At 73.3% G+C, this 12300-nt stretch carries 10 protein-coding genes; 5 read left to right on the top strand and 5 right to left on the bottom strand.

All coding sequences use genetic code 11. The features are described from left to right. Nucleotides 1–44 precede the first annotated feature (44 nt). From ACGFI9_RS04050 to ACGFI9_RS04060, 3 genes are all read left to right on the top strand, one after another. Nucleotides 45–1220, top strand: a complete 1176-nt coding sequence (locus ACGFI9_RS04050) for a sensor histidine kinase (protein ID WP_393174639.1) — start codon at nt 45–47, stop codon at nt 1218–1220. After that, nucleotides 1217–1915 (top strand): response regulator, encoded by a 699-nt coding sequence (locus tag ACGFI9_RS04055; RefSeq protein WP_393174641.1) that lies wholly within the window; start codon nt 1217–1219, stop codon nt 1913–1915. Before ACGFI9_RS04050 ends, ACGFI9_RS04055 begins: the two co-directional genes overlap by 4 nt. An 80-nt stretch (nt 1916–1995) precedes the next feature. Continuing rightward, nucleotides 1996–2727 (top strand): DedA family protein, encoded by a 732-nt coding sequence (locus tag ACGFI9_RS04060; RefSeq protein WP_393174643.1) that lies wholly within the window; start codon nt 1996–1998, stop codon nt 2725–2727. Between the two features lie 54 nt (nt 2728–2781). Here ACGFI9_RS04060 and ACGFI9_RS04065 read toward each other — a convergent pair whose 3' ends face one another. The 5 genes from ACGFI9_RS04065 to ACGFI9_RS04085 all read right to left on the bottom strand — a co-directional run bounded on the left by ACGFI9_RS04065 (nt 2782) and on the right by ACGFI9_RS04085 (nt 9376). Continuing rightward, on the bottom strand, nt 2782–3480 hold the full coding sequence (locus tag ACGFI9_RS04065; protein WP_393174645.1) for a copper homeostasis protein CutC: 699 nt from the start codon (nt 3478–3480) through the stop codon (nt 2782–2784). Next, entirely contained in the window at nt 3477–5600 is a 2124-nt protein-coding gene (locus tag ACGFI9_RS04070; RefSeq protein ID WP_393174647.1) for a dipeptide ABC transporter ATP-binding protein, read from the bottom strand. The genes ACGFI9_RS04065 and ACGFI9_RS04070 overlap by 4 nt, the downstream gene beginning before the upstream one ends. A gap of 13 nt (nt 5601–5613) precedes the next feature. Beyond that, nucleotides 5614–6537: an ABC transporter permease gene (locus ACGFI9_RS04075; RefSeq protein WP_393174649.1), complete on the bottom strand. Its 924-nt coding sequence runs from the start codon at nt 6535–6537 to the stop codon at nt 5614–5616. After that, nucleotides 6534–7493, bottom strand: a complete 960-nt coding sequence (locus tag ACGFI9_RS04080; protein WP_393174651.1) for an ABC transporter permease — start codon at nt 7491–7493, stop codon at nt 6534–6536. Before ACGFI9_RS04080 ends, ACGFI9_RS04075 begins: the two co-directional genes overlap by 4 nt. A gap of 77 nt (nt 7494–7570) precedes the next feature. Then, the gene (locus ACGFI9_RS04085) at nt 7571–9376 is read right to left on the bottom strand and encodes a peptide ABC transporter substrate-binding protein (RefSeq protein ID WP_393174653.1); all 1806 of its coding nucleotides are present in this window, start codon (nt 9374–9376) and stop codon (nt 7571–7573) included. Between the two features lie 292 nt (nt 9377–9668). Here ACGFI9_RS04085 and ACGFI9_RS04090 point away from each other — a divergent pair, with 292 nt between their 5' ends. Together ACGFI9_RS04090 and ACGFI9_RS04095 are read left to right on the top strand one after the other, a co-directional pair. Then, nucleotides 9669–10814, top strand: a complete 1146-nt coding sequence (locus ACGFI9_RS04090) for an ROK family protein (protein ID WP_393174655.1) — start codon at nt 9669–9671, stop codon at nt 10812–10814. Between the two features lie 12 nt (nt 10815–10826). Next, a complete protein-coding gene (locus ACGFI9_RS04095; RefSeq protein WP_393174657.1) occupies nt 10827–12296 on the top strand; it encodes a M81 family metallopeptidase in 1470 nt (489 codons plus the stop codon). Nucleotides 12297–12300: the final 4 nt, after the last annotated feature.

Consider the following 12300-nt stretch of genomic DNA (forward strand, 5'->3'; position numbering starts at 1 on the left):
TGGGAGGGCCGGTGGGGGCACCGGCCCTCCGTATGGTTGGCCAGGTGACGGGTGGGCGACGCGACTGGTGGCGGGAGCCGCTGCTCGGGCTGGTCGCGGCCGGCCTGGGGCTGGCCGGTACCTGGCTCGCCCGGCCCGGGTCGGCTCGCCAGGAGTGGGCGGGGGTCTTCCCGGTTCTCGCCGGGCTCGCCCTGATGGCCGTAGGCCGATGGCCCGGGCCGGTCCTGGTCGCGGAGTCGGCGCTGCTGCTCGTCGCCGACGCGGTGGCGCCGGCCGGGGCGGGCACGCCGCAGCTCGCCGGGGCGGTCGCGCTGGGCTACGTCGCGTGCCGGTGCGGCCGGTCGGCGACGGCGGCGGGGTACGCCCTGTTCCTGGGGGTGACGCTGGTGGACGTCCTGCGGCAGGGCGATGCCGGGGTCCTCTCTGGCGGCCCGGGGCTGATCCGTCTGGTCATGCTGGCGGGGGTCGCCGCCGCGCCGGTGGCGTTCGGCCGCTACCTGCGAGGGGTGCGGCACGCCGCGGCGGCGGCCGAGGAGCGGGCCCGGGAGGTGGAGGAACGCCGCGCGGCGGAGAACCGGGCAGCCCGCCTCGCCGAGCGGGCGGCCATCGCTCGGGACCTGCACGACATCGTCGCCCACCACATCGCGGCGGTCGCCCTGCGCGCCGGCGCGGCCCGGTACGCCGTGCAGCACACCGGCCGGACCGAGGAGGCGGTGTCCGCCCTCGGCGAGCTGCGCGACACGGCCGGGCAGGTGCTGGACGAGCTGCGGGAGCTGCTGGAGGTGCTCCGGGACCCGGAGGCGGTCGAGCCGGCCGAGCCTCAGGTGGAGCCGGCGCAGGTGATCCGGGACGCCGCCCGGCGGGTACGCGAGGCGGGCGTGGCGGTCCAGGTGACCGTCCCGGCGGCGCTGGGCCGGGTGCCGCTGGTGGTGGGTACGACGGCAGCCCGGGTGGTCCAGGAGGCGCTGACCAACACCCTCAAGCACGCCGGGCCGGGGGCGGTCGCCTCGGTGGACGTCCGGGTGGCCGACGGCGCGCTGCTGCTGGAGGTGCTGGACAGCGGGCCGGTGCGGCGGCGTCCGGCGCTGCCCGCGTCCGGGTACGGGTTGAACGGGATGCGGGAGCGGGTCGGCCTGCTCGGTGGCACGCTCACCGCGGCGGCCACGGACAGCGGTGGCTGGCGGCTGCGCGCACGGCTGCCGATCAGGGAGAACGCATGATCAGGGTGCTCGTGGTCGACGACCAGACGCTCGTCCGGGCCGGGGTCGGCCTGCTGCTGCGGACGGCCGGGGGTTTCGAGGTGGTGGGCGAGGCGGGGGACGGTCACGAGGCGGTGCGGCTCGCCGAACGGCTACGGCCGGACGTGATCCTGATGGACCTGCGGATGCCCCGGATGGACGGCATCGAGGCGACCCGGCGGATCCTGGACCGCCAGCCGTCGGCCCGGGTGCTGGTGCTGACCACGTTCGCCGACGACGCCAACGTGTACGGCGCGCTCGGCGCCGGCGCGCTCGGCTACCTGGTCAAGGACGGCGCCCCGGAGGAGCTGGTGGACGCGGTGCGGCGGGCGGCGCGGGGGGAGGCGCTGCTGGCACCGCCGGTGCTGGCCCGCGTCCTGGGCCGGGCGCTCGCCGCGCACGACCGGGAACGGCGGCCCCACCCGGATGGGCGCGCCGCGGGCCTGCGACTGCTCAGCGCCCGGGAGCGGGAGGTGCTGGCCCTGGTGGGCGCCGGACTGTCGAACGCGGAGATCGGCGCCCGGCTGCACCTGGGGGTGACCACCGTCAAGACGCACGTGTCCGCCGCGATGGAGAAGCTGGCGCTGCGCAACCGGGTGCAGGCGGCGGTGCTCGCGAACCGGCTCGGCCTGGTCGACGACGACTTCAATCCGGTGCGGGGTCCGGGCGAACCCTAGGGGTTTGCTCGGCCGCCGGGAGGATCCGGACCGGCCTGCGGAAGGACGGCGGGGTCGCCCCGCTGCGGCACGCTGGGGAGGTGACCTTCCTGGATTCCCTGGTGGACCGTCTCGACGCCCTGCCGCCGGGCTACGTCCTGCTGGCCGCCGCGGCCGTGCTCGCCGCCGAGGTGGGCCTGCTGGTCGGCCTGGTGCTGCCGGCCGCCACCACCATGTTGACGGTCGGCCTGCTGGCCCGGGCCGGTCGGCTCGACCTGGGCGTCGCGCTCACCGTCACCACGCTCGCGGCGTTCGCCGGGGACCAGCTCGGCTACCTGGAAGGGCGGCTGCTCGGGCCGCGGCTGCGGCGGGGCCGGCTGGGCCGGTGGGTGGGCGAGCACCGCTGGCGGCGGGCCGAGACCCTGGTCGCCGCCCGGGGCGGGCCGGCGGTGCTGCTCGGCCGGTGGACCGCGTTCGTGCGCACCCTGGTGCCCAGGGTGGCCGGGGCGGCCGGGCTGCCGTACCGGCGGTTCGTGCTCTTCGACGCCCTGGCGGTGGCGGTGTGGGTGCCGGGCACGGTGCTGCTCGGCTGGGCGGCCGGCGGGGTGCCGGCCGCGCTACCGGCCGCCGCGGGGGTGCTGGTCGTCGCGGCGGTCGCCGCCGCGCTCGGCGGCCACCGGTTCCGGGTACGCCGGACGGGCCGCCCACGGCCGCCGGCGCGGGGCTGTCCCGGGCCGGTTCGCGGCCGCCGCCGGTCCGTTCTCCGGCGCGGTGGCTCCCGCCGGCCGGACCAGAGCGCGCCGGCTGGCCGAGGCGGTGTGGACCGGTCCTGAGGCGCCGGGCCCCGTACGGCCCGACCCGGGAGTCGGTCGAACCTGGAGCCGCCGTCAGCGGGTCCGCGTGGCGGCGACGACCCGGCGTACCTCGTCGCCGTCCGTGGCCTCGCGTCCGTCGCGCCGCACCGGTGCCCGCAGGTGCACCTCCCGCGCCCCGGTCTCCGCGAGCACCTGCCGGACGTTGTGCGATCGGACGCCGCCGCCGACGACGACCCGCAACCGGTCGCCGGCCCGCTGCCGCAGCGCGGTGATCCGGCCGGCGCCGGCCAGCGCGGTGGGCGCGGCACCCGAGGTGAGCACCGCGTCGGCCCCGAGGCCGATGAGCTCCTCGATCGCCCCGAGCTGGTCGTCGACCTCGTCGAAGGCCTTGTGCACGGTCACCGGCAGCGGCCCCGCCGCCTCGATCAGGCGCCGTAGCACGGCCAGATCGAGGCGGCTGCCAGCGGTGAGGGCGCCGACCACCACCCCGACCTCGATGCCGTGCGGATTGGGCAGGCCGCGGATGGCCGCGATGTCGGCGAGCATGACCTGCTCCTCGACCTCGCTCACCCGGAAGTCGCCGCCCCGGGGCCGCACCATGACCCGTACGCCCACCCGGTGCAGCGTCCGCAGGGCGACCGCCACCGTCCCCAGGCTGGGGGTGGTGCCGCCCTGGCCGAGGTCGGCGCAGAGCTCCAGCCGGTCGGCGCCGGCCGCCTCGGCCACCAGCGCGGTCGGCACGTCGCTGACGCAGATCTCCACCGTGGTCATGCGGCCGCCCCGGCCCGCGCGGACGCCGCGGTCGACTCGGGACGCAGCGGGAAGTGGCAGGCGACCTGGTGCCCGTCGCCGGCCAGCGGCGGCTCCGTCTCGCAGATCTCCTGGGCGAGGGGGCAGCGGGTCCGGAACCGGCACCCGGTGGGCGGGTTCAGCGCGCTGGGCAGCTCGCCCCGGATGGTGATGCCCTCGCGCGCGGTCGCCGCGTTCGGCGTGATGGAGGGGACCGCGTCGATGAGCGCCTGCGTGTACGGGTGCCGGGCGGCCCGGACCACCTCCCGGGCGGGCCCGACCTCGACAAGCTTGCCGAGGTACATGACGCCGATCCGGTCCGCCATGTAGTCGACCACGGACAGGTCGTGGCTGATGAAGACGTACGCCAGGCCGAGCTCGCGCTGCAGGTCCCGCATGAGGTTGAGCACCTGCGCCTGGATCGACACGTCCAGCGCGCTCACCGGCTCGTCGCCGACGATCAGCCGGGGTTGCAGGGCCAGCGACCGGGCCAGCCCGATGCGCTGCAACTGGCCGCCGGAGAACTCGTGGGGATAGCGCTCCAGCACCCGCCGCGACAGCCCCACCTGGTCGAGCAGGGTGGCGATCCGCGCCCGCCGGGCCGCCCCGTCGCCCACCTTCTGGATCTCGAGCGGTTCGGCGAGGATGGCGTCGACGCGCATCCGCGGGTTCATCGCGGCGTAGCTGTCCTGGAACATGAGCTGGACCTGCCGGTGCATCCGGCGGCGCTCCCGCCCGGTCAGGCCGGCGATGTCCGTGCCGTCCAGCAGGATCTGCCCGGCGCTCGGCCGTTCCAGGCCGACGGCCAGCCGTCCCACCGTGGACTTGCCACAGCCGGACTCGCCGACCAGCCCGAAGGTCTCCCCCGGGCCGACCTCGAAGGAGACGCCGGCCACGGCGCTCACCTGCCCGGCGCCGCGGCGCACGAGCCCACGGCCGTGCGCCGCGTAGTTCTTGACCAGGTCCCGCACCGACAGGACGGGCGTCGCCGCCGGCTCGTCCCGGGCCGGGGCCGCCGCCGGGTCCGCCGGCGCCGGCTCGACCCGCGCCGGAGCGGCCACGGTGACCGGTTGGGCGGGCGCCGCGGGCACCGGGTGCAGGCAGGCGTGCTGGTGCGCGCCGGCCGACAGGGGGATCTCGCCGGTCCGGCACTCGTCGGTGACGTGCCGGCAGCGGGGCGCGAACCGGCAGCCGGTCAGCGGCCGGGACAGGTCCGGCGGCAGTCCCGGGATGCTGTAGAGCCGGGCGTGCCGACCGGCCTCCCGGATCGCCGACTCGGGGAGCGCCTCCAGCAGCGCCTCGGTGTAGCGGTGCCGGGGCGAGCGGAACAGCTGCCCGGTCGCGGCGGTCTCCACGACCCGTCCGGCGTACATGACGGCGACCCGGTCGGCGCGGCCGGCGATCACCCCGAGGTCGTGGGTGACCAGGATGACGGCCATCCCGAACTCTTCCCGCAGGTCGTCGATGAGTTCGAGGATCTGCCGCTGCGTGGTGACGTCGAGCGCCGTGGTCGGCTCGTCGGCGATGAGCAGGCGCGGGGAGCAGACCAGCGCCATCGCGATGGCGACCCGTTGCCGCATCCCGCCGGAGAGCTCGTGCGGGTAGTTGTCGACGATCCGGTCCGGACGCGGCATCCCGACCCGGCGCAGGATCTCGACGGTCCGCTCCCGCGCCTCCGCCCGGCCGACGCCCTCGTGCACCCGCAGCGGTTCGGCGACCTGGGCCCCGATCCGCATGGTCGGGTTGAGCGAGGTGAGCGGGTCCTGGAAGACCATGCCCATCCGGACCCCACGGATCCGGCGTACCTCGTCGGGGGGCAACGATCGCAGGTCCCGGCCCTCGAAGAGGATCTGCCCCCCGGACACCCGGCCGCCGGGCGGCAGCAGACCCATGATCGACAGCGCGGTCATGGTCTTGCCGCTGCCCGATTCCCCCACCACGCCGAGGGTCTCCCCCGGCATGACCTCCAGGCTGACCCCGTCGAGGGCGTGCACCGTACCGCGCCGCAGCGCGATGTCCGTGTCCAGATCGCGCAGTTCCAGCAGGGGCCGGGGCGCTGCCGCCGAGGAGTTGCGGACGGTCGGATCGGTCGATTCGCTCATTTTCCTGCTCCTGCTACCGCCGCCGGAGGCGGACCTCGAAGGCGTCCCTCAGCCCGTCGCCGATGAAGTTGAAGGCGAGGACGATGAGGATGATGGCGATGCCGGGCGGGTACAGCAGCCACCAGTGGCCGCTGTAGGTGTCCGCGAGGCCGTCGGAGAGCATCCCGCCCCAGTTCGCCGCCGGCGGCGGCACGCCGAGGCCGAGGAAGGACAGGTACGCGACGTAGAGGATCGCGTCGGCGACCTGGAAGGTCGCGTTGACGATCACGGTCCCGATGGCGTTCGGCACGATGTGCCGGCGTACCGCCCGGCCGCCGGTGCCACCCATCCCCCGCATGGCGTGGACGTACTCGCGGGAGCGCAGGGTCAGTGCCTCGCCCCGGACCAGCCGGGCCGGCCCCAGCCAGGCGAACGCGCCGATGATGACGATGAGCATCGGCACGCTCGGGGTGACGATGGCGGCGAGCAGCATGAAGAGGAACAGCGACGGGATCGACATCAGGGCGTCGACCACCCGCATCATCGCCGCGTCCAGCCAGCCGCCGACGAACCCGGCGACGGCGCCCCAGAGCGTGCCCAGGGCGGTGGCGAGGATCCCGGCCGCGAGCCCGACGATGATCGACGTCTGCCCGCCGAGCATCAGCCGCCCCAGCTGGTCGTAGCCGACCCCGTCGGTGCCGAGCGGGTGCCCCTGCTCGCCCGGGGCCAGGTGCACGGCGGTGAGGTCCGTGTGCACCTGGTCGGTGTGGTAGAAGAGCGGGCCGAGGAAGCAGATCCCGGCCAGCAGGACGAACAGGCCCAGGCCCACCAGGGCGAGCCGGTTCTCGCAGAAGACGATCAGCCCCTGCCGCCAGAGGCCGCGCACCGGCGCCTCGGCCGCCTCGGCCGGCTGGTCGGCGGCGGCACCGGGCCGGACCGCCTCGGAGAGTGTGCTCATGACGCGCTCCCGCGAAGTCGGACCCGGGGATCGACGGCGGCGTACAGCAGGTCGGCGACGAGCGCGCCGACGACCGTCGCGATCGAGATGATGACGGTGACCCCGAGCAGGATCGGGAAGTCACGCTTCAGCGCCGCCTGCCAGAACAGCTGCCCCATGCCGGGGAAGTTGAACAGCGACTCGACGACCAGCGCCCCGCTGAACAGCGCGGGCAGGTACATGCCGAGCAGCGTGATGACCGGGAACAACCCGTTGCGCAGGGTGTGCCGCAGCACCACCCGCCGCTCCGAGAGTCCCTTGCTGCGGGCGGTGCGGACGTAGTTCTCGTTGAGGTTGTCGACCATCGAGGAGCGCACGTACCGCGAGTAGACCGCGATGGTGACGATGGCCAGGGTGACCGTGGGCAGAACCAGCCCGGCCGGATCGGCGAGCACCTCGGCCACCGTGAACCCCTGCGGCGCCTCCGGCGGCAGGATCGGCCAGACCTGCGAGAAGAGGATGATCATCATGAGGCCCATGAAGAAGATGGGCGTGGCGTACGCCAGCAGCGACAGCGAGGTGATCGCGTAGTCGGGCCAGCGGTTGCGGCGTACCGCCTGGATCACCCCGAGCGGGATGGCCAGCACGATGGCGAGCAGGGTCGACAGCAGCGACAGCACCATGGTCTTCGGCAGCCGCTGGCTGATCGCCTCGACGACCGACTGGTTGAGCTGGTACGAGTAGCCGAGATCGCCGCGCAGCAGGCGCTGCACGTACATGCCGTACTGCTGGATCCAGGGCCGGTCGTAACCCATGTCGTGGTTGAACGCCGCCAACTGCTCCAGCGTCGCCTCCTTGCCGAGGGTGGCTCGCGCCGCGCCCCCCGGCAGCAGGTGCAGGATGAGGAACGCGATCACGGTGACGAGCACGACGACGACGAGGGCCTGACCCAGGCGCGTGATGAGGTACCGGACCACCTGGACGGTTCCTCCTCCCCGGTCGGGGCCCCGGCGGCGCGGTGCGCGCCGCCGGGGCCGGGACGATCAGTGATCGGTCACTTCCAGGACCAGTCCTGGAAGTACATGAAGTTCATCGGGTCCTGCGGCTCGACTCCCTGCAGACCGGACCGGTACGCGGAGACCTGGAACACCGGGTTCGGCATCCAGAGCACCGGCAGGTCCTTGGCGAGGAAGTCGTTGTACGCCTTGAGCGCGCCCTCGTCGCCGGAGAACTGCGTGGCCTCGATGAGCTTGTCGGCCTCCGGGTTGCTGTAGCTGCCCAGGTTCACCGGGGCGCCGGTGGCGAAGAGCCGCTCACCGCTGGCGAAGGCCGGGTAGTACCAGCTGCCCTGGGAGCCGAAGAAGGACATGTCCCACGAGCACGTCGCCTCGGTCGGCTTGCAGGCCGGGGTGACCGCGACCGAGTCGGGCACCTCCTTGATGGTCAGCTGGATGCCGAGCTTGGCCATCTGCGACTTGATCTCGGCGAACATCTTGGTGGTGGCGGCGAAGCCGGTCTGGCTGGTGACGGTGAAGTTCAGCGGCGTGCCGGCGGCGATGCCGTCGCCGCACTGGTTCGGCCCGGTGCCCGGCGCCTGGCAGGTGGTCTGCCCGTCCGGGGTCACCTTCCAGCCGTGGCTCTCCAGCAGTTCCTTGGCCTTGGCCGGGTCGAACGAGTACACGCAGCCGGCGGCGTCGGTGCCGTTGGTGCCCGGCTTGGCCGGCACCGGGCCGCAGGTCGGCGCGGCGGTGCCGGACCAGATCACCTTGCTGATCGTGGGCTGGTCGATGAGCATCTGCATCGACTGCCGCAGGTATGGCTGCTTGAACAGCACCCCGGTCTTCGGGTTGTTGAAGTTCAGCTGCAGGTAGGTGACGGACCAGCCGTACCACGGGGAGACCGTGTAGCCCTTGGACGTGAGGTAGTCCTTCTGGGACAGGTTGGCCGCCGGCACGTAGCCGTAGTCGATGTCACCGGCGCGCAGCACGTTGAACTCGGAGTCGTCGCCGGTGAACGGCCGCAGCACGATCTTGGCCAGCTTCGGCTTGTCCGCGCCCGAGTAGTTCGGCTGGGCGGCGAGGGTCACCTCGCCGTTCGGCACGTACTTCGCCAGCTTCCAGGGGCCGCTGTTGACCTTCCACAGCTCGTTGGAGTCGTACGTCTTGGGGTCCTTGGCCGCGGCGGTGAGGAAGTCGAAGACCTTCCGGGCGCCCTGCGGCGTGCTGGCCAGGTCGCTCACGGCCCCGGTGGCGGAGTCCTTGTCCCAGGCGTGCTGCGGCATCGGGGTGATCTTGTTGAGCTGGTTGTCGACGAACCACGCGGTGTTGTAGACCTTCGTGGTCGTGATCGAGAAGGTCTTGTCGTCCTTGACCGACCACTTCGCGATGTTGTCCGGGAAGCCGCCGGCCCGGTAGGACGCCCACTTGTCCTTGTTCGCGGTGACCAGGTCATACCAGAACTGGATGTCCTTGGTGGTGACCGGCTTGCCGTCGGACCAGGTGTTGTCCTTCAGCGTGATGGTCAGCGTCTTGCCGCCGTCGCTCACCACCGGCGGCTCCGCCATCGAGCGCTGCGGGTCGATGTTGTACTGCGCGGTCCCGTCCAGCTTGTACTGGTAGAGGGACCGGTACAGGGCCTGGCCGAAGATGGCGTTCTCGCCCTGCGTGAAGCCGGGCGCCGAGATCGGCAGGATCCAGTTGGGGGTACGGAAGGCGACGGTGACGGCGTCCTTGCCCTGACTGCCGCCGGCCTTCGACGAGCCGCTACCGCCGCCGCAGGCGACCAGGCCGGCTCCGAGGGCGACCGCGCCGGCCACCGCCACCACGCCCCGGAGGGCGCGCCCGGGAAATCTGCTCCTCATGAATCTCCTCGATTGACGTGCAGGTGCCCCGCGTCTCCGGGCGCTAGCGGCGGTGCCGCGCGTCCAGCCGCCTGGTGCTGCTCCTCGACGTTCGACGCGGAGAATGTATCCGCGCCGAAGTGTTGAGTCAACGAAAATTACCCTCTTTATTCGCTAACTTTGGACGGGGTACGATCTAAGCCGGCGAAGGATCGACCGATACTCTTCGCGTGGACTCCGGAGCGCACCGCGGCCGTGGCACTGCGACACACTGAGGCGGCGCCGGAGGACCGCCTGAACAAGGAGAGCCATCTTGGAACCATCGATCTCCGCCACGCTGCGCGAGCAGACCCTCAGCCTGCTGTCCAGCGGCGCGGCCACCTCCCGCGCCGACCTGATCGAGGCGTTGCAGGTCGCCCCGTCGACCGTCACCACGGTGGTACGCCGGCTGCTCGAGGACGGCGTGATCGTGGAGGAGGGGATGGGTCGGTCCACCGGGGGACGACGCCCCCGGATCCTGCGCCTGCGGGAGACCAAGGGCGTCCTCGGCGTCGCGGAGCTGGGCGGCCGGCACGCCCGGGTGGGGCTCTGCGCGCCCGGCGGAGGGCTGCGCACCACCGAGGAGGTGGCGATCGACATCGCCGCCGGGCCCGAGGAGGTCTTCGACGTCGTCGCGGCGACCTTCGCGCGGCTCCAGGCCGCGACCGCGCCCGACCAGGCGCTGCTCGGGGTGGGCGTCGCGCTGCCGGGCCCGGTCGAGTTCCCCGGTGGGCGGCTGGTCGGCCCGGCCCGGATGCCCGGTTGGAGCGGCGTCGACGCGAGACCCCACCTCGCCGAGCGCTTCCAGGTGCCGGTGGTCGTCGAGAACGACGCCAAGGCGGCGGCGATCGGCGAGTACGTCACCCGGAGCCAGGAGTCCGGCGACATGATCTACGTCAAGGCCGGCACCGGCATCGGCGCCTCCCTGGTCAGCGACGGACACATCTACCGCGGCGGTCGCGGCCTCAGCGGCGACGTCACCCACGTACGCGTGGCGGACAGCGGCGAGCGGGAGTGTTCCTGCGGCAGCCGGGGCTGCCTGGAGACCGTCGCCAGCGGCGCCGCCCTGGCCCGCCAGCTGGCCGAGCAGGGTTCGTCGGCGACCACCGTCCGCGACATCGTCGCGGCGGTCAGCGACGCCGACCCGACCGTGGTGACGATGGTCCGCCATGCCGGCCGGCTGCTCGGGGTGGCCCTGTCCGGCCTGGTCAACTTCCTCAACCCCGACGCCGTCGTCATCGGCGGCGCGCTGTCCAGCCTGGACGTATACGTGGCCGCGACCCGCGGCATGCTCTACGAGCGCTGCCTACCGTCCATGACCCAGTCCCTGTCCATCGAAGCCAGCGTCGCGGGCCCCGATGCGGCCCTGGTCGGCCTCGGGCACCTGCTGCGCACCACGGCCGACGTACGACCCTCCTGAGGAGCAACACCCGTGCCCCGTCCCCTCCGCGTCGCCATCGGCGGCATCCACATCGAATCCAGCACGTTCTCGCCCCACCTGAGCACCGCCGACGACTTCGAGGTCACCCGGGGCGAGGCGCTGCTGGCGCGATACGACTGGCTCTCCCCCGCCCGGCCCTGGGCCGTCGACGTCGAGTGGACCCCGCTCGTACACGCCCGCGCGCTGCCCGGCGGGGCGGTGGACCCGGCGGCGTACCGGGCCTGGGCCGCGGAGATCGTGGAGCAGCTCGCCGCGGCCGGACCGCTGGACGGCATGCTGCTGGACTTCCACGGTGCGATGAGCGTCGTCGGCAGCGACGACGCGGAGGGCGAACTGGTCACCGCCATCCGGTCGGTGCTCGGGCCGGAGCCGTTCATCTCCGCGGCGATGGATCTGCACGGCAACGTCTCGCAGGTGCTCTTCGACGCCTGCGACCTGCTCACCTGCTACCGCACCGCCCCGCACGTCGACGTGTGGGAGACCCGTGAGCGCGCCGCCCGGAACCTGGTCGAGGCGCTGCGCCGCGGGCGGCGTCCGCACAAGGCCCTGGTGCACGTGCCGATCCTGCTGCCGGGCGAGATGACCAGCACCCGCGAGGAGCCGGCCCGGGGACTCTACGCACGGATCCCCGAGATCGAGGCCCGGGACGGCGTCGTCGACGCGGCGATCTGGATCGGGTTCGCCTGGGCCGACCAGCCGCGCTGCCGGGGGGCGGTCGTGGTCACCGGCACCGACGCCACCGCCGCCACGGAGGCGGCGCGTGAGCTGGGTGGGCACTTCTGGGCGGCGCGCGACGAGTTCGCCTTCGTCGCCCCCACCGGCTCGATGGACGAGTGCCTCGACACCGCCCTGGCCGCGGTCGCCGACCCGGCCCGGCGACCGTTCTTCATCAGCGACTCGGGCGACAATCCCGGCGCCGGCGGCGCCGACGACGTCACCTTCGCCCTCGAGCGGATGCTGGCCCGCCCCGAGATCCGCGACGGCTCCTGCCGGGCCGTCTTCGCCTCGCTGGTCGACCCGCAGGCCGTGGCGCAGGTCGCCGACCAGCCGCTCGGCTCACCGGTACGGGTCACGGTCGGCGGGCGGATCGACTCCCGGGACCCGGGCCCGCTCCCCCTCGACGGGATCCTGGAGGCGGTCGCCGACGATCCCGACGGCGGGCGGTGCGTCAGCGTACGGGTCGGCGGGCTGAGCGTCCTGGTCACGTCCCGCCGGATGCAGTACCGCCTGCTGGAGTCCTACCAGCGGCTCGGTATCGAGGTCGACGCGGTCGATCTCGTCGTGGTGAAGATCGGCTATCTCGAGCCCGAACTGTTCGACGCGGCCGGGGACTGGCTGCTCGCGCTGACGCCCGGCGGTGTCGACCAGGACCTCGTGCGGCTGCCGTACCAGAAGGTGCTGCGGCCGGTGTTTCCGCTGGACCGCGACTTCACCGCGGACCTCGCCGTGGTGACCGGGTGATCGC

The sequence above is a fragment of the Micromonospora sp. NPDC048930 genome (genome assembly GCF_043197935.1).
Taxonomy (GTDB): domain Bacteria; phylum Actinomycetota; class Actinomycetes; order Mycobacteriales; family Micromonosporaceae; genus Micromonospora.

Coding starts and splice junctions, on each gene's coding strand:
- ACGFI9_RS04055 (WP_393174641.1), top strand. CDS start 1,217: ATGATCAGGGTGCTCGTGGTCGACGACCAGACGCTCGTCCGGGCCGGG.
- ACGFI9_RS04065 (WP_393174645.1), bottom strand. CDS start 3,480: ATGACCACGGTGGAGATCTGCGTCAGCGACGTGCCGACCGCGCTGGTG.
- ACGFI9_RS04070 (WP_393174647.1), bottom strand. CDS start 5,600: ATGAGCGAATCGACCGATCCGACCGTCCGCAACTCCTCGGCGGCAGCG.
- ACGFI9_RS04075 (WP_393174649.1), bottom strand. CDS start 6,537: ATGAGCACACTCTCCGAGGCGGTCCGGCCCGGTGCCGCCGCCGACCAG.
- ACGFI9_RS04085 (WP_393174653.1), bottom strand. CDS start 9,376: ATGAGGAGCAGATTTCCCGGGCGCGCCCTCCGGGGCGTGGTGGCGGTG.